The organism is Hoyosella rhizosphaerae (genome assembly GCF_014643175.1).
GTDB classification, from domain to species: domain Bacteria; phylum Actinomycetota; class Actinomycetes; order Mycobacteriales; family Mycobacteriaceae; genus Lolliginicoccus; species Lolliginicoccus rhizosphaerae.
Genome location: NZ_BMJH01000001.1, coordinates 49,614 through 66,912, shown reverse-complemented (window position 1 = coordinate 66,912; position 17,299 = coordinate 49,614). Strand labels below are relative to the sequence as shown.

The following is a 17,299-nucleotide window of genomic DNA, read 5'->3' as shown; positions in this document are numbered from 1 at the left end:
ACGTGTGGCGAAGATTTATTCGGATTTGGTGCTGCGCCCAAGCAATTGCTGCACTGCATCGAGAACCGCTTGGTCCTCGTGGCATACCCGGTGCACGGCGTTGGTCAACGGCATGTCCACGCCATAACTGTTGGCCAGAGCACGGACTGATGTACATGATTTCACGCCCTCGGCGACCTGCCCATGCGCGGCCCGTTGGGCATCGGCAAGGCTGCCACCCCGGCCCAAAGCGTGTCCAAAACTACGATTGCGAGACAGCGGCGAGGTGCAGGTCGCCACGAGGTCACCCACGCCTGCGAGCCCGGCTAGCGTCGAAGGGTTTGCGCCCGTAGCTACGCCAAGTCGCGTCACCTCCGCTAGCCCTCGGGTAATGATCGATGCAATGGTGTTGTCGCCCAACCCAACACCAGAGGCCATCCCACACGCCAAAGCGATGACGTTCTTGCATGCCCCACCGATTTCGCACCCGATCACATCGGTATTTGTGTACGGGCGAAAATAGCCTGTGTGACAAGCTTTTTGCACTGCAATTGCGCGGGCAGAGTCGGGGCAAGCAATCACGGTGGCAGCTGGTTGGCCTTCCGCAACTTCACGGGCAAGGTTCGGCCCCGACAACACAGCAATTCGCGAAGGATCAGCCTTGGTGACCTGCGCGATTACTTGACTCATCCGCAGCAAAGTTTCGCTTTCAACGCCCTTGGCCAGACTCAGCAGAGTCGCGTCTGGGGGAATCATCGACTTCCACGATTCAAGGTTGCCGCGCAAGGTTTGAGACGGTACTGCAAGAACAACGATGTCAGCATTCGCGAGCGCCACTTCGGGGTCGTGCGTCGCGTGCAGCCTCTCCGGCAAGATGCTGCCAGGCAGGTAGTCCTTGTTTTCGTTGGTTTGCTCAATGCACTGTGCAAGTTCCGGTCGACGCGCCCACATCATGACGTCGGTACCAGCGTCGGCGAGCACCTTGGCGAACGCAGTTCCCCATGAGCCCGAACCCATTACTGCTGCCTTGGTCATGACAACCTACCTCCACCGTTCGCGCGTCAAAGAACCTTGTGCCCGCATTCTGCCAGCCACGGGGCGCATCGGCGGCACATACACCAACAAACCCGCCCAGCCATAAGCGACTAGGGTGTGTGTGGTGGATGTGTTCGCCGTCGTTGTTCCGGCAAAACCGCTGAGTCAGGCGAAATCGCGCCTCGCTGGGGTTCTTAGCGCAACGGAGCGGGCACGACTAGCCGCCGCCATGTTGCGCGACACGCTTGATGCTGTGTCGCGGAGCCCGCTTGTCTCGCGCGTCACCGTTGTTGGTTCCTCTGTGGATGTCGAAAAAATCGCGTGCGAACACGGTGCCCTGTATGAATCCGAACAGCGAAACGACTTAAACGACTCCCTGACGGACGCATGCGATCGCATTCGCCAAGCAAACCCCGGAACAGCGCTCGGCATCGTCCACGCTGATGTGCCAGCTGTGCAACCGCACGAGCTAGAAGCCGTCATGACATTCACCGCAACAACTGCGACACCGGTATTTATCGCTGATCGTCACGGCATCGGCACCACTGCCTTGTTTATTCCCGGCGGGCACGCTGTGCACCCACTGTTCGGTCCCAATTCCGCCGCCGCTTTTCATGCCGACGGGGCGCGGCCATTCCTTGGACCGGTACCAGGCTTGCGTCATGACGTTGACACCCCAGCCGATCTTGACGAGATCGGTGGACTCGATGTTGGTGCTTTCACTCGTGATGTAACCCGTAAAGCGCCACTTTTCCGGCGCGTCACCCACTGGTAATTAAATGTTTAGCTCAATCAGAGCAAGACTGGCTTGCCGATGCGCAATAATTTGGAATGATCAGGGGGTGGCCGATCACGCAAGTTCCCCCCGACCTCTTGCCAGCGACGTATCTGCAGACGATGCAGCGAAGACTGAGCAGCACCCGCTACCCGACGGACTGACGCTGGACCCTGATGCAGAACTTGCACCCAACACACCCGTGCATGTCATCCCGTCCGCCCCACCTGCGGCGACGGCGGCGGATTCCACGCCTGAGGGACTGCCTGCGGATCGATACTTGAACCGCGAACTGAGTTGGCTGGATTTCAACTCCCGTGTCCTCAGCCTCGCTGAAGACTCGTCAATCCCCCTTCTTGAGCGCGCGAAGTTCCTCGCAATCTTTGCTTCCAACCTCGACGAGTTCTACATGGTGCGTGTCGCCGGGCTGAAACGCCGAGACGAAACAGGTTTGTCGGTGCGTTCCGCAGACGGCCTTTCGCCGCGCGAACAGTTGTCACTCATCGCCACACGCACTCAAGAACTTGCGAACAAACACGCCCGCGTCTTCATGGACCAGGTGCGCCCAGCGCTCGACGAAAAGGGCATCTTGCTGGTGTCGTGGGGCGAACTCGACGACGACCAACACAAACAGCTGTCGACGTTTTTTCACGGGCAGATCTTCCCGGTCCTCACCCCGCTCGCTGTCGACCCGGCCCACCCTTTCCCCTACATCAGTGGGCTGAGTTTGAACCTAGCCGTCACAGTTCGTGATGCCAGTGGGGGCCAGCATTTCGCCCGCGTCAAAGTTCCCAACAACGTCAGCCGGTACGTCAAGGTCGACCATGAAGACCCCGACACAGTGGCTTTCCTCCCGGTTGAGGAACTCATCGCCGCGCACCTCGACGTACTCTTCCACGGGATGGAGATCGTCGAGAACCACGCATTCCGCATCACGAGGAATGCCGACTTCGAAGTGGAAGAAGACCGCGACGAAGATCTCCTGCAAGCGCTCGAACGTGAACTTGCCCGCCGCCGTTTCGGCTCCCCAGTTCGGCTCGAAGTGTCCGATGACATGACCGAACGGATGCTCGACCTGCTCCTGCGTGAACTCGATGTCGACCCAGCCGATGTTGTTCACGTGCCTGGGCTACTTGATCTTTCGAGTCTCTGGCAGGTGTACGCCGTAGACCGCCCCGCACTCAAGGACAAGCCTTTCGTACCCGCAACGCACTCAGCGTTCGGTGAACGCGAGACCCCGAAGAGTGTTTTCTCGACCCTCCGCGAAGGTGACATCTTCGTACACCACCCATACGCATCATTCTCGACCAGCGTGCAGCGGTTCATTGAACAAGCCGCGGCTGACCCACAAGTGCTCGCCATCAAGCAGACCTTGTACCGCACGTCCGGCGACTCCCCGATCATCAATGCCTTGATCGATGCCGCAGAAGCTGGCAAACAGGTTGTAGCGCTGGTCGAGATTAAAGCGCGCTTCGACGAGCAAGCCAACATCAAGTGGGCTCGCAAACTTGAGCAGGCAGGCGTGCACGTCGTTTACGGCCTCGTGGGCCTCAAAACGCACTGCAAAACGTGTCTCGTGGTGCGGCGTGAAGGCGCCACCATCCGCCGTTACTGCCACATCGGGACCGGCAATTACAATCCCAAGACCGCCCGATTGTACGAAGACGTCGGTATCCTCACCGCTGCACCGGAGGTTGGCGCGGACCTCACCGACTTGTTCAACTCGCTCACCGGCTACTCGCGCGTGGAGCAGTACCGCAACCTTCTTGTCGCCCCCACCGGGATTCGATCAGGCATCATCGCTCGAATCGACAAAGAGATTGAATTCCAGCGCGCTGGTCTTCCTGCACGGATCCGCATGAAAGCAAATGCTCTCGTCGACGAACAAGTTATCGATGCGCTTTACCGCGCATCACAAGCGGGCATACCGGTCGAGATTGTTGTTCGCGGCATTTGTGCACTCAAGCCCGGTGTCCCCGGACTTAGCGAGACCATCCATGTGCGATCTATCCTCGGACGTTTCCTCGAACACTCCCGCATCATGCACTTCGCCGGGAGCGACGAGTTCTGGATCGGTAGCGCCGACATGATGCACCGCAACTTGGACCGCCGCGTGGAGGTTCTCCTGCGCGTCACCGACCCCAAGATCACGGCTGAAATCAACAGTATCTTTGACTCCGCGCTCGACCCCACTACTCGCTGCTGGGTTCTCCAAGAAGACAGCAATTGGGTGGCCGCCCCTGCAGATGGCGAGCAAGTGCGCGATCATCAAGAGGAGATGATTCGCCGGCATCTAACACAAGGGTCATAAACGTGGGTTCGACGAAGAAAAAGAAGCACAAATCCACAAGCGTTCTCGCAGCGGGAGCGGTGCTGTGGCGACGTACCCCCAAGGGGGTGCGGGAAATCGCCGTTGTGCATCGCCCCCGGTATGACGACTGGTCGTTGCCCAAAGGAAAATTGGATTCCGGGGAAACACCAGTCATCGCTGCAGCCCGCGAAATTGAGGAAGAGACCGGTTTCGTCCCTAAGTTGGGGAGACACCTCATCCGCGTTTCCTACCCGCTGAAAGATGCCAAGCGCAAAGAAGTCGATTATTGGGCGGCCGAAGCTCTCGGCGGCGAGTTCGTGCCCAATGAGGAATGTGACGAACTGCTCTGGTTGACAGTGGAAAAAGCCGCCAAGAAGGTGAGCTACAACTTGGATCGCCGCGTCATCAAAATTTACGCCAAGCAACCAACTGACGTCACGACATTGCTGTTCGTTCGCCACGCTAAAGCTGGTCGGCGAGAGGACTTCTTCGGCGACGACACTGCTCGCCCGCTGATACCTGAGGGCCGGGCACAAGCCGAAGCGCTTCTTCCCCATTTTCTTGCATTCGGGGCAACGGACGTGCATTCTGCGGACCGGGTTCGCTGCACGCAAACGGTCGCACCGCTGGCCGACGAATTGAACCGCGACATAATTGTTGAACCCACACTGTCAGAAGAGGCCTACATAAAGGATCCTGAAGCGGCGCACAAGCGTTTACTTGAAATCTCGCGGCTCCCCGGCACACGGGTGGTGTGCAGCCAAGGCAAAGTTATCCCACATATAACTGAATGGCTGGCTCAACGCAGTGGTATCACACTTCCACCATCGGACAATCTGAAGGGAAGCGTGTGGGTTCTTTCTCTGCTTGATGGTCGGCTTCTCAGTGCGGACTACCTTGCATCGCCGCATTCTGACACTGCGCTCAGTACCGCCTAACCACACCGACCGATTTAACTCGCCAGTGAACACCAAATGAACTGTGCGGATCCACATGTGGACCCGCACAGGCATCGTGTGCAGACTGTGATCGACTCTTTTGTACTACTGCGGCCACCGAGATAGCAGCATCTACTCAGCGGAGTCGGCAGGCTTCGCTGGAGCCTTCTTAGCCGGGGCCTTCTTAGCTGGGGCCTTTTTGGCTGGAGCCTTCTTGGCAGGCGCCTTTTTGGCTGCTGGAGCCTTCTTCGCTGGGGCTTTTGCAGCAGCAGTTGTTTCAGCTGTCGACGCGCTTGCTGGTGCAGCTTTAGTTGGAGCAGCTTTCTTCGCAGGAGCCTTTTTAGCTGCCGCAGCTTTAGTTGGCGCCTTCTTGGCAGGAGCTTTCTTCGCTGGGGCCTTCTTCGCTGCAGCAGCTTTCGTTGGCGCCTTAGCAGCTGGAGCCTTCTTGGCTGGAGCTTTCTTCGCGGCCGCTGCTTTTGCTGGTGCCTTAGCAGCTGGGGCTTTCTTCGCGGGGGCCTTCTTCGCGGGAGTTGTCGCCGCGTCGGTAGCAGCGCTGCCCGCAGCTTTACCCGCCTCTACAGCTTTGGTAGCCGCTTTTCGGGGAGCCTTGACCACTGTGCTTCGCGCTGCACGTGGCAACGGAGCCTTTTCCGTTGACGCAGGGGCACCCGCACCGCGCTTGACGGCAGGACCCTCGTCCGGAAGATCAGCTTCGCCAGCAACGAGCGCCTTGAACTGAGCACCAGGCCGGAAAGATGGGACATTGGTGGGCTCGACACGAACTGTTTCGCCCGTACGTGGATTACGCGCGACGCGCGCTGCTCGAGCTCGCTGCTCGAACACACCGAAACCAGTGATAGTGACTGTTTTACCTGCGTGAACAGCCCGTACTATCAGGTCTACAAGTGTTTCAACTGCCTGTGATGCATTGCGCCGATCCGTGCCCAGTTTCTGGGTGAGGGCATCGACGAGGTCCGCCTTGTTCATACATTGCCTCCGCACAGTCTGGCCCCGGTGGCTCCGGCCCCAGTCTCACAGTAATTCTGTGATCTCTCCGAGTCTATGTGCCACAGTAAATCTCGTGTGTGGAGACGGCAGAATTTGCCGCGTACTCATTGAAAATTATTATTCGGCACCCCTTCACAGTGTGGTTTTAATGCCACAGTGCTGGTGTCGCTTTCAGATGATTAGAACGGCGATCGTCCCAACGAGTAGCCTACGGAGCGCAAGTGTGTTTCATGCTTTAGCGGTCGCCGTATCGTTTGTGAACTCTGGATGGGAACTCTGGGATGGCAATTATGGACACCCCCACTAAGTACGTCACCAATGGTGATATCCGTATCGCTGTTTTCGAATCCGGCAACCCAAGTGGCACCCCACTTGTGCTTGTCCACGGCTGGCCAGATACTCACGCTTTATGGGACGCTGTGGTCGCAGAGTTGGGCGACACGTTCCGCATCATCTCGTACGACACCCGCGGTGCCGGACTTACCACTGCTCCAAACTCGACATCTGCTTACGCGTTACCTGAACTTGCGCGGGACTTTTACGCCGTCATCGATGACGTGTGCCCCGACGGTCAGGTCCATGTTCTCGCACACGACTGGGGCGGTGTGGAAACGTGGGAGGTCCTCGGTGAGCCGCAAGCCGAGCAGCGAATAGCGTCAGCGACAATCACTTCCGGCCCAAACCTGGACATTTTAGGGAGCTGGGTGCGCGACCGATTCTCGCGACCAACCCCGAGAAACCTTGCTGGTCCCCTACGTCAGCTTGCGAACTCGTGGTACACGTACCTGTTTCATATTCCTATGCTGCCGCAGTACGTTCTTCGCAACGGTGTCGCCCAACATTGGCCGCGCTTCCTCGCCTTGTTCGACGGCCAGGACGCTGAGAGGGTCCGTCCCGCAGCCACGTTGCCTGATGACATGGCCAACGGTGTCAACCGCTACCGCGCCAACATCGGTCCCCGCCTATCGCGGCCGCGCAGCAAAATCATCAATGTCCCCGTGCAAGTGATCATCAACATGCGGGACCCAGCCGTGCATCATTCCGGATACGCGGACTACGGCAAGTACGTAACGCACATGGTGGAACGCAAGATCGACGCCGGGCATTGGGCGCCGATCTCACATCCCGCAATTCTTGCAGCCGCGACGCGCGAGTTCATCGACACCGTCACCCAAAAGACCGGCGAGTGAACGCACGGCGTCAACCCTGGCGTTGCCTACAACCCTATTGCGCTGCAGGTAGAGTCGCTGGTTTGTAGGTCGGCCGAGTCTTCTCGAACGTGGTGATCGCTTCTTCGTGGCGCAGCGTCAACCCAATGTCGTCGAGACCTTCCAGCAGGCGCCACCGGGTGTAGTCATCGATGCTGAACGGGACCACAACAGTCCCAGCTGTGATGGTTTTTGTCTCGAGGTCAACCGTGATCTCCATCCCCGGTTGTTCCTCGAGCTTTTTCCACAGCAGTTCGACATCGCTCTGTTCAACTTCGGCAGCAAGCAGTCCCTGCTTGCCGGAGTTTCCGCGGAAGATGTCTGCGAAACGCGATGAGATGACAACCCGGAAACCAAAGTCTGACAGCGCCCACACTGCATGTTCACGCGATGACCCGGTGCCGAAGTCTGGGCCCGCAACGAGGACTGAGCCCTTGTCGAATGGGGCATTGTTCAGAACGAACGACGGATCATTACGCCACGCGGCGAAAAGTCCATCCTCGAATCCTGTTCGGGTGACTCGTTTGAGGTAAACCGCAGGAATGATTTGGTCAGTGTCGACATTGGACCGGCGCAGCGGAACACCGATTCCGGTGTGTTTAGTGAATGCTTCCATGGTGACTAATCCTTGAGTTGGCGTGGCCGAAGTTCAGGCGAGGTCTGCGGGTGAGGACAATGTGCCGCGTACCGCGGTGGCTGCGGCGACCGGTGGCGAAACGAGGTGAGTACGCCCGCCTTTACCTTGCCGTCCTTCGAAGTTGCGGTTCGACGTGGATGCACACCGCTCACCTGGGGCGAGTTGGTCGGGGTTCATCCCGAGGCACATCGAACACCCGGCCTGGCGCCATTCAGCACCGGCGGCTTCGAAGATGTCTCCTAGCCCCTCAGCTTCTGCTTGTGCGCGCACGCGCATGGAACCTGGGACGATCAGCATGCGCACCCCTGGCGCTACCTTTCGGCCCTTCAGAACCTCCGCTGTCGCACGTAGGTCTTCAATACGACCGTTTGTGCAGGATCCTACGAAAACAACGTCGACAGGGATCTCCCGCATGGGCGTTCCCGCAGTGAGACCCATGTACTTAAGTGCGTTAGATGCCGCTGTACGACTGCCCTCGTCACCGAAGGATTCGGGATCTGGGACGCTCTCGCTAAGCGCAATGCCCTGCCCCGGGTTGGTGCCCCAGGTAACGAACGGCGCAAGGGTGGACGCGTCGATGTAAACCTCTTGGTCGAACTCCGCACCCTCGTCGGTGGTGAGTTGGTCCCAGGCGGCAACCGCGGCGTCCCAATCTGCACCCTTGGGTGCGTGCGGGCGGCCTTTGATGAATTCGTACGTCGTCTCGTCAGGGCCAATCATGCCGGCGCGAGCGCCAGCTTCGATGGACATGTTGCAAATGGTCATGCGCGATTCCATCGACAAACTACGGATAGCGCTGCCGCGATATTCAAGGACGTAGCCTTGGCCGCCGCCGGTGCCGATCTTGGCAATGACAGCAAGGATGATGTCCTTGCTTGTCACACCGGGCGGGAGTTCGCCGTCAACATTGATCGCCATCGTCTTGAATGGCCGCAGAGGGAGAGTCTGAGTGGCGAGGACGTGCTCAACTTCGGACGTTCCGATACCCATTGCTAGTGCACCAAAGGCGCCATGGGTCGACGTGTGGCTGTCGCCGCACACCACGGTCATTCCAGGTTGAGTGAGGCCAAGTTGTGGGCCAACAACGTGCACGATGCCTTGCTCGAGGTCGCCCATCGGGTGCAAGCGCACGCCGAAATCTTTGCAGTTCTTTCGCAGCGTATCGACTTGTGTGCGTGATACGAGATCGGCGATGGGTTTGTCGGTGTCGATTGTGGGGACGTTGTGGTCCTCGGTCGCAATAGTGAGGTCTGGGCGGCGCACTGGCCGGTCGGCGAGGCGCAGGCCGTCGAAGGCTTGCGGGCTCGTGACCTCATGAACGAGGTGGAGGTCGATGTAGATTAGGTCGGGTTCGCGGGAGGCTCCGTCGCCTTTGCCGCGCACGACGACGTGTTCTTCCCATACTTTTTCCGCCATTGTGCGGGGACGGGCCGTCGCTGGCGATGTCTGTGTCATCTGAATACCACCCCATCTTGGTGGGGTTCGACGGCCGATTACTTGGGCTGAATCGGACTGCCAACCCCACTACATGTCACTCTTAGTTTCCGCCTGCTGAGGGCCTATTGCATTAAGCTATTCAACTAACCACAATGGACTGTGCGGAAAGCGCATTTTGCTTACTACTAGCCATCTCAGCATCCGGAACGCTAATATCGTCTTGTGAGACAGCATAGCGGCATTGGAGTTCTAGACAAAGCGATGACTGTTCTGCACGCAGTAGCAGACGAACCATGCAATCTCAGCGTACTCTGCGAGCGGACTGGACTGCCCAGGGCAACGGCACATCGACTTGCCGTCGGCCTTGAGACTCATCGACTTCTCATTCGAAATTCGCAAGGCCTGTGGGCACCTGGCCCCGCCCTTGCCGAACTCGCGTCCACGGCCAAGGACACACTGATCGACGCAGCATCGTATGTACTTCCACGCCTGCGTGAAATCACCGGCGAAAGTGTGCAACTTTATCGCCGCGACGGACTCGAACGTATCTGCATCGCCTCAATGGAGCCGCCAGCTGGACTACGCGACACCGTCCTTGTTGGTGCGCGGCTGCCCATGACTGCAGGCTCTGGGGCGAAGATCCTGCTTGCCTGGTCTGACCTTGCGACCCAACGGGCGATTCTGTCAGAAGCCCAGTTCACAGACCGCACGCTCAGCGAGATTCGACGTCGCGGCTGGGCTCAGTCGATCGCCGAACGCGAACCAGGCGTCGCAAGCGTTGCGGCCCCCATCCGCGACAGCACCGGCGCGGTCATCGCAGCTATATCCGTGTCAGGCCCTATTGATCGCATGGGCCGCAAACCTGGTGCACGATGGGCAGCCGACCTTCTTGCAGCATCTGAAGCTATCCAGAAGCGCCTCTGACGCGGCACAGTGGTTCACCACACATAGAAAAATCCCCCACCTTGGAAAAGGTGGGGGATTTTACTATTGTAGCCCCGACGGGATTCGAACCCGCGCTACCGCCTTGAGAGGGCGGCGTCCTAGGCCTCTAGACGACGGGGCCAGGACTGTGAAACCGAAAGTTTCACTGTTTGTTTGCTCGAAAGCTCAGTCAGCTTAGCTGGCTGGAGGCTGGCAACCAAATTCGGTGGCCTTCCTCAAACAAGCTGGGGTACCAGGACTCGAACCTAGAATGGCTGAACCAGAATCAGCTGTGTTGCCAATTACACCATACCCCAAAGTTCTGGAGCGAAGGCTGACGCTGTGCATACGCACAGCACCCTCGCCTGCGCTCCAGACCGGTGAACAGGTTAGCAAACTCTATGCCTGTTTTCCCAAACGAGCAGTTCAGGCGAGTGATTCTCGCGCATTCTTCAGCCTTCCGAGTGTGCGATCGCGGCCGAGAAGCTCCAACGACTCAAACAACGGTGGACTGATGTGTGACCCTGTAACCGCTACTCGCACGGGCCCGAAAGCCAAGCGCGGTTTGAGTGCAAGGTTTTCAATGAGCGAAGTCTTTAGAGCATTCTCGATCTCAGCAGTCACCCAGTTATCGCAACCTTCGAGCGCGACGATGGCTGCTTCCAGTACCTGAGCGCTTTCTGGCTTCAAGTTCTTGGCAGCAGCCGCTGGGTCAACAGTGAAGTCGCTCTCGGGCGTGTACAGGAACTTCAGTAGCTGCCATGCGTCTTCAAGTACAACGATGCGTGTCTGGACAAGTTCCGCCGCCACCGCAAAGACTTGTGCGTCTGCATCTTCTGGGAGGCCACAATGCTGCTCAAGAAATGCGCGCAGGCGCTTGGTGAACTCTTCAACGTCGAGCAGTCGGATCTGCTCCGCATTGATGGCGTCCGCCTTTTTCTGGTCAAAACGAGCGGGGTTGCTCGACACGTCACTGATGTCGAATGCGGCCACCATTTCGTTCAACGAGAAAATATCGCGGTCGCCCGAAATGCTCCAACCAAGCAGCGCTAGGTAGTTGAGCAATCCCTCAGGGATAAATCCGCGATCGCGGTGCAAGAACAAGTCCGCCTGGGGGTCGCGCTTGGAAAGCTTCTTGTTGCCCTCCCCCATCACGTACGGCAGATGACCGAACAACGGAGTGCCTTCAGCAACACCAACGCGCTGCAACGCCTCGTACAAGGCGACCTGGCGAGGCGTGGACGACAGGAGGTCTTCCCCGCGCAGAACATGCGTGATGTGCATCGTGGCGTCATCCACGGGGTTCACAAGGGTGTAGAGCGGGTCACCATTGCCGCGCGTAAGGGCGAAATCCGGAACAGTACCGGCTTTGAAGGTAATTTCCCCACGGACGAGGTCATCCCACGTGAGGTCATGGTCCGGCATGCGTAGCCGAACAACGGGTTGCCGCCCCTCTGCCTCGAAGGCCGCCCGCTGCTCGTCAGTGAGGTGGCGATCAAAGTTGTCGTACCCCAGTTTGGGGTCGCGACCGGCTGCCTTATGGCGCGCTTCAACTTCCGCCGGGGTGGAGAAGGACTCGTAAGCCTCACCAGCGTCAAGTAGCTTCTGCACAACCTCTAGGTGCAACTCGCGACGCTGTGACTGACGGTACGGCTCGTACGGTCCACCAATCTCAGGGCCCTCGTCCCAATCGATTCCTAACCACCGCATCGCGTCAAGAAGTGCGTTGTAGGACTCTTCGCTGTCTCGCTGTGCGTCTGTGTCTTCAATCCGGAAGACAAAAGCTCCGCCGTGGTGCCTAGCGAACACCCAGTTGAACAGCGCCGTACGAATGAGGCCGACGTGGGGTGTTCCAGTGGGCGAAGGACAGAACCGCACGCGGACAGGTTTCACTGCTGTACTCATAACTCTTCTCGTTGGCGATGGGGTGGGGAACGCGCATGTTCTAAATACTGCGCCGTCTAACTACTGCGCCGCTGCGCCGTGTTTGTGAGGGTGCCAATTCCATCAATGGTGACCGATACTTTTTGGCCCGCACGGATCGGTCCCACACCTTCGGGCGTTCCAGTAAGAATAACGTCACCTGGCAACAGCGTCATTACACGCGACACCCACTCGATCAGCGTGGGGATGTCGTGCAGGAGCAGGGAGGTACGGCTGTCTTGCACGGTCTGGCCGTCTAGTTCGGTATGTATCCGCAGATCTGACGGGTCAATATCGGTGTTGATCCATGGCCCCAACGGACAGAAAGTGTCGAATCCCTTTGCCCGGGTCCACTGACCATCTCGGCGTTGAAGATCACGTGCTGTGACATCGTTAGCGACGGTGTAGCCGAGAATGACGTCGCGTGCGCGCGCTGCGGGGACGTCTTTGCATGGGCGGCCGATGACGACTGCCAGTTCGCCTTCGTAGTGCACTTCCTCGGATGCATCCGGGAGTTGGATTGGTATCTCGGGCCCAATAATTGAGGTTGACGGCTTCATAAAGATCACGGGTTCAGCCGGTGCTTCTCCCCCCATTTCCGCTGCATGCGCTGCGTAGTTCTTGCCGATGCACACAACTTTGCTGGACAGGATTGGGGCAAGGAGGCGAACATCGGCTAACTTCCAGGTTCGCCCGGTGAAGGTGGGGTTGCCGAAAGGATGTTCGGCAATCTGCCGCACGGTAACGTCGGCACCGTCGCCGTTTGATACTGAAGGATCTCCATCGATGGCGACGAATGCGACGCCATCTGGGCTAGCTACTCGACCAAGACGCATGGGGGCAAGCCTAGCGGTTTCAGTGGAACCGGCGCGAAGCGTGCAGCGTCGACCACCACGTGGCCGACTTGTTGCATCCGGATCAGCTTGGAGTATTATCGACGCTATCCACATGGCAGGATGAATTTCCCATTTAATGGGATTGAATTGAGTGGGGGTCGACCATGAAAGACTCGCCAAGCTCCGTCATAAAGGGGCACACCCCGCTCCCTTGGCGGATACTCGCCGCAAGCACGGTCGCCCAAACAGCATCCGCGTACCTCGTCGCAACCGGCGCCTTTCTCATCCCCCACCTCAGCGACCCCCAGGGCCCATACCAACTAAGCCTCGCATCAGCAGGAGCTGTCGCAGCGGCTGTAACTGGTGGCCTGATGATCACTCTCGTCGCATGGGGTGTACTCGTCGATCGTATTGGTGAGCGCACAGTCTTACTACTTGGCAGCGGCCTAGGCGCAGCCACCATGCTTTCGCCCGCAGCGATTCAACTCACCACGTCGACAAGCCTCACCGTCGTAGCACTCGCGATTGCACTCTTCTTCGGTGGCATCGCCGCAGCCAGCGCAAACACGGCCAGCGGCAGACTCATCATCGGGTGGTTCCCCATGCACCGGCGGGGTGTTGCCATGGGAGTGCGTCAAATGGCGCAACCCCTAGGAGTTGCGCTCGCCGCCATCACAATCCCGCCCGCCGCACACTCCGCCGGTGCCATCACCACGTTGTTACTTCCGGCAGCATTGTCAGTCGTCGCATTACTGGTGGTAGCAACGTGGGTACGCGACCCCGCACGGCCATCACGCCAAGGCACCGAAGGAATCGCACTGGGATCAAACCCCTACCGCAATAAAGCTGGACTGTGGCGCATCCACGCCGCTGCAGTTTTGCTCGTAGTACCGCAATTCACCGTGTGGACCTTCGCCCTCGTCTGGCTAATAGGCGAACTAGGCTGGTCAGCTCTCACCGCTGGAGCGTTTGTGGGCGCCACCCAGCTAGCAGGCGCGGGCGGCAGGGTTGGTGCAGGAATTTGGTCCGATCGCGTGGGATCACGAACAAACCCGATGCGAATCATCGCCATATGTGCAGCCATCGTGATGGCAGGTCTCGCGGTAACCGACTATTTCGGCATCGCCATCGTCGCCGTCGCACTCTTAGTCGTCGCAAGCGTCGTCACTGTTGCCGACAACGGGTTGGCCTACACGGCTGCGGCCGAAATCGCGGGACCGTTCTGGGGTGGCCGAGTACTAGGCATCCACAACACAGCACAAAACGCCCTCGGAACCGCGGTACCGCCTTCAATCGGCGCGCTCATTGCGGTCGCGGGCTTCCCTGCCGCCTTTGCGGCAGCCGCGCTATTCGCCATCGCAGCCATACCTGCGATTCCGCGCACCATCGACACTCGCGAATGATGCGCGGAACCTAAACTAACTACAGCGCAGCCGCGATCCTGTCACCAATAACACTGGTAGCGCTGGTCTCGCCAGGTGTGCGCGCCGCCAAATCCGCAGCGACAGCCCGGTCGATACGCTGCGCAGCATCCTCGTCACCCATGTGGGCCATGAGCATACCGACAGACATAATCGCCGCCGTGGGGTCAGCTTTCTGCTGACCAGCGATATCGGGAGCGCTGCCGTGGACCGGCTCAAACATGCTGGGGTTGGTCCGACTTGCATCAATGTTGCCGCTCGCAGCGAGCCCAATACCACCAGTGATCGCAGCCGTCAGGTCGGTGATGATGTCGCCGAATAGGTTGTCGGTAACAATCACGTCGAAGCGAGACGGGTCAGTCACAAGGTGGATCGTGGTGGCGTCAATATGCTGATACGCAACCTCGACCTCTGGATACTCGGCTGCAACCTGGTCGACCGTGCGTGACCACAATGATCCCGCGAAGGTCAAAACATTGGTCTTGTGCACAAGTGTGACGTGCTTGTTGCGTGTCATCGCAACATCGAACCCGTACCGCACTACCCGCTCAATGCCAAACCGCGTGTTGACGCTGACTTCAGTTGCGACTTCGTGCGCGGTTCCGACGCGGAGGGCACCACCGTTACCGATGTAAGGCCCCTCAGTGCCTTCACGAACAACCACAACGTCGACGGGCTTGTTGCCTGCTAGTGGCCCGACAACGCCGTCGAACAACTTCGATGGGCGCAGGTTGACGTGATGATCGAGGGCGAACCGCAACTTCAGCAGTAGGCCACGTTCAAGAATTCCTGGTGTAACTGAGGGATCACCAATTGCGCCGAGGAGAATCGCGTCGTGCTGGCGAATCTCTTCCAACACTGAATCCGGAAGGATTTCACCGGTGGCGTTGTAGCGCTTGGCGCCCAAGTCGAAGGTGGTCTTTTCCACGCCGGGCGCAACGACATCGAGGGTCTTCAACGCTTCCGCGATGACCTCCTGGCCGATTCCGTCTCCGGGGACAACCGCAAGCTTCATGGTTTCCTTTCCAATACAACGTGTGGGCCGCACCAGGACTGGCACGGCCCACACGCGAAAAATCAGCTGAGGTCGACGAGCTTGATGTTCGTTGCAGAAACTCCTGCAGAGATCGAATCGATGACGCCCTGTGGAACGTCAGCGTCGAGGCGAAGCAAAATGGTTGCCCCGTCACCTTCTGTGTCCTGGCTGAGTTGCGCGGCGAGCACATTGACACCGGCATCGCCAAGACGGGAACCAATAATTCCGAGAGCGCCAGGCTGATCGGAGTAGTGCACAAGAAGGTTGGTTCCCTCCGCGCGCATGTCGAAGTTACGACCGTTGATGTTAACGATCTTCTCTACCCGCGCAGGACCCGTGAGGGTGCCCGATACGTTGATGACTTCTCCGTCTGTAAGAACCAGGCGAACGTCGACAACACTGCGGTGGTTGGGGCTCTCAGGAGCAACGGTCACTTCTGCAGAGACTCCACGCTCCTCCGCAATCGAAGGCGCGTTGACGAAAGTAACGGCGTCGTCGATGACGGCTGAGAACAGTCCACGAATTGCGGACAAGCCGAGAATCTTCACGTCTTCGCTCGCGAGTTCACCGCGGACGGCAACAGAGACGCTAGCGGGCAATTCTGGAGCGAGCTCGCCTGCGAGCACACCCAGCTTGCGGACAATTTCCAGCCATGGTGCTACCTCGTCGCCAACAGGGCCGCCCGCCACGTTGACTGCGTCGGGAACAAACTCGCCGGCCAAAGCAAGGATGACGCTCTTCGCGACGTCGGTTCCGGCACGGTCCTGCGCTTCTTCGGTTGATGCGCCCAGGTGCGGAGTGACAACGACCTGCGGCAGATCAAACAGAGGGCTGTCTGTGCAAGGCTCTGAGGCGTATACGTCGATGCCAGCGCCACGAACATGGCCGCTCTTCACCGAATCAGCGAGCGCAGCTTCGTCGATCAAGCCACCACGTGCGGCGTTGACGATAATGACGCCCTTTTTAGTGCGAGCGAGTTGAGCAGCACCGATCAGACCCTTAGTTTCAGGAGTCTTCGGGAGGTGGATCGAGATGATGTCAGCACGCTCGAGCAGTTCGTCGAGACTGACAAGTTCAATGCCCAGCTGAGCCGCGCGCGCTGCTGAAACGTAAGGGTCATACGCAATCATGTTGGTCTCGAACGCTGCCGCGCGCTGCGCAAACAACTGACCAATGCGTCCAAGGCCGACAACACCAACAGTCTTACCGAAGATTTCGGTGCCATTGAAGCTGCTGCGCTTCCATTCACGGTCGCGGAGCGTGGCATCGGCTGCCGGAACCTGGCGAGCCGCCGACATCATCAACGCCACCGCGTGCTCTGCCGCACTGTGAATGTTCGATGTTGGCGCATTAACCACCATCACACCACGTGCCGTGGCGGCAGGGACGTCAACATTGTCGAGACCCACGCCTGCGCGAGCGACAATCTTCAGCTTGGTTGCGGCTGCGAGAACTTCATCGTCAACCGTCGTGGCGGACCGAACAAGCAGCGCATCAGCGTCGGGTACTGCGGCGAGCAGTTCGGCACGGTTGGGCCCATCGACCCAGCGAACCTCCACACCATCGCCGAGTGCTTCCACAGTGGATGGCGCGAGCTTGTCCGCGATAAGGACTACGGGACGACCTGACTGGGTCACGTGCGAACTCTCCTCAGGATACGAAATTACTTGACGGCGAATAGCCTAGTCCCCTTGCCCCGTGACATTCCACATCGTCTCACCTGATGGTGAGTTGAGAGGGCACCCGAGCGGCACTTCCCCACATTGATGTGAGCCAGTTCACCGTCAGTCAAGTACCATCCTCAATAACGCTTACATACCAATACAGTCAC

14 protein-coding genes and 2 tRNA genes are annotated in these 17,299 nt (G+C 58.8%); 6 read left to right on the top strand and 10 right to left on the bottom strand.

Features of this window, described 5'->3' with window-relative positions:
* Window positions 1-15 precede the first annotated feature (15 nt).
* Window positions 16-1,014: an NAD(P)H-dependent glycerol-3-phosphate dehydrogenase gene (locus IEW73_RS00305; protein WP_188669642.1), complete on the bottom strand. Its 999-nt coding sequence runs from the start codon at window positions 1,012-1,014 to the stop codon at window positions 16-18.
* Window positions 1,015-1,138: 124 nt separating this feature from the next.
* On the opposite strand from IEW73_RS00305, the gene cofC reads away from it, so the two are divergent.
* The 3 genes from cofC to IEW73_RS00290 all read left to right on the top strand — a co-directional run bounded on the left by cofC (window position 1,139) and on the right by IEW73_RS00290 (window position 5,038).
* The gene (gene cofC / locus IEW73_RS00300; protein WP_188669641.1) at window positions 1,139-1,789 is read left to right on the top strand and encodes a 2-phospho-L-lactate guanylyltransferase; all 651 of its coding nucleotides are present in this window, start codon (window positions 1,139-1,141) and stop codon (window positions 1,787-1,789) included.
* 160 nt (window positions 1,790-1,949) lie between these two features.
* Window positions 1,950-4,100: an RNA degradosome polyphosphate kinase gene (locus IEW73_RS00295; RefSeq protein WP_188672622.1), complete on the top strand. Its 2,151-nt coding sequence runs from the start codon at window positions 1,950-1,952 to the stop codon at window positions 4,098-4,100.
* A gap of 2 nt (window positions 4,101-4,102) precedes the next feature.
* Window positions 4,103-5,038: an NUDIX hydrolase gene (locus IEW73_RS00290; protein ID WP_372433603.1), complete on the top strand. Its 936-nt coding sequence runs from the start codon at window positions 4,103-4,105 to the stop codon at window positions 5,036-5,038.
* Between the two features lie 132 nt (window positions 5,039-5,170).
* Here IEW73_RS00290 and IEW73_RS00285 read toward each other — a convergent pair whose 3' ends face one another.
* The gene (locus IEW73_RS00285) at window positions 5,171-6,025 is read right to left on the bottom strand and encodes an HU family DNA-binding protein (protein ID WP_188669640.1); all 855 of its coding nucleotides are present in this window, start codon (window positions 6,023-6,025) and stop codon (window positions 5,171-5,173) included.
* A 311-nt stretch (window positions 6,026-6,336) separates the two neighbouring features.
* On the opposite strand from IEW73_RS00285, the gene IEW73_RS00280 reads away from it, so the two are divergent.
* Entirely contained in the window at window positions 6,337-7,236 is a 900-nt protein-coding gene (locus tag IEW73_RS00280; RefSeq protein WP_188669639.1) for an alpha/beta fold hydrolase, read from the top strand.
* Between the two features lie 34 nt (window positions 7,237-7,270).
* Here the strand turns inward: IEW73_RS00280 and leuD are convergent, their stop codons facing one another.
* Window positions 7,271-7,870 (bottom strand): 3-isopropylmalate dehydratase small subunit, encoded by a 600-nt coding sequence (gene leuD, locus IEW73_RS00275; RefSeq protein WP_188669638.1) that lies wholly within the window; start codon window positions 7,868-7,870, stop codon window positions 7,271-7,273.
* 33 nt (window positions 7,871-7,903) lie between these two features.
* Complete coding sequence (gene leuC, locus IEW73_RS00270) at window positions 7,904-9,346, bottom strand: 3-isopropylmalate dehydratase large subunit (RefSeq protein ID WP_188669637.1); 1,443 nt, start codon at window positions 9,344-9,346, stop codon at window positions 7,904-7,906.
* A gap of 204 nt (window positions 9,347-9,550) precedes the next feature.
* Here leuC and IEW73_RS00265 point away from each other — a divergent pair, with 204 nt between their 5' ends.
* Window positions 9,551-10,252: an IclR family transcriptional regulator gene (locus tag IEW73_RS00265; protein ID WP_188669636.1), complete on the top strand. Its 702-nt coding sequence runs from the start codon at window positions 9,551-9,553 to the stop codon at window positions 10,250-10,252.
* A gap of 69 nt (window positions 10,253-10,321) precedes the next feature.
* On the opposite strand, the gene IEW73_RS00260 is transcribed toward IEW73_RS00265, so the two are convergent.
* The 4 genes from IEW73_RS00260 to IEW73_RS00245 form a co-directional block, all read right to left on the bottom strand.
* Window positions 10,322-10,394 (bottom strand) — tRNA-Glu (locus tag IEW73_RS00260).
* 103 nt (window positions 10,395-10,497) lie between these two features.
* Window positions 10,498-10,569: transfer RNA gene (locus IEW73_RS00255), tRNA-Gln, on the bottom strand.
* Between the two features lie 109 nt (window positions 10,570-10,678).
* A complete protein-coding gene (gene gltX / locus IEW73_RS00250) occupies window positions 10,679-12,157 on the bottom strand; it encodes a glutamate--tRNA ligase (RefSeq protein WP_188669635.1) in 1,479 nt (492 codons plus the stop codon).
* A 56-nt stretch (window positions 12,158-12,213) separates the two neighbouring features.
* Complete coding sequence (locus IEW73_RS00245; RefSeq protein ID WP_188669634.1) at window positions 12,214-13,011, bottom strand: fumarylacetoacetate hydrolase family protein; 798 nt, start codon at window positions 13,009-13,011, stop codon at window positions 12,214-12,216.
* Between the two features lie 164 nt (window positions 13,012-13,175).
* On the opposite strand from IEW73_RS00245, the gene IEW73_RS00240 reads away from it, so the two are divergent.
* Window positions 13,176-14,414, top strand: a complete 1,239-nt coding sequence (locus IEW73_RS00240) for an MFS transporter (protein WP_188669633.1) — start codon at window positions 13,176-13,178, stop codon at window positions 14,412-14,414.
* A gap of 19 nt (window positions 14,415-14,433) precedes the next feature.
* Here IEW73_RS00240 and IEW73_RS00235 read toward each other — a convergent pair whose 3' ends face one another.
* Window positions 14,434-15,447: a 3-isopropylmalate dehydrogenase gene (locus IEW73_RS00235; protein WP_188669632.1), complete on the bottom strand. Its 1,014-nt coding sequence runs from the start codon at window positions 15,445-15,447 to the stop codon at window positions 14,434-14,436.
* 62 nt (window positions 15,448-15,509) lie between these two features.
* The gene (gene serA, locus IEW73_RS00230; RefSeq protein ID WP_188669631.1) at window positions 15,510-17,105 is read right to left on the bottom strand and encodes a phosphoglycerate dehydrogenase; all 1,596 of its coding nucleotides are present in this window, start codon (window positions 17,103-17,105) and stop codon (window positions 15,510-15,512) included.
* Between the last annotated feature and the right edge of the window lie 194 nt (window positions 17,106-17,299).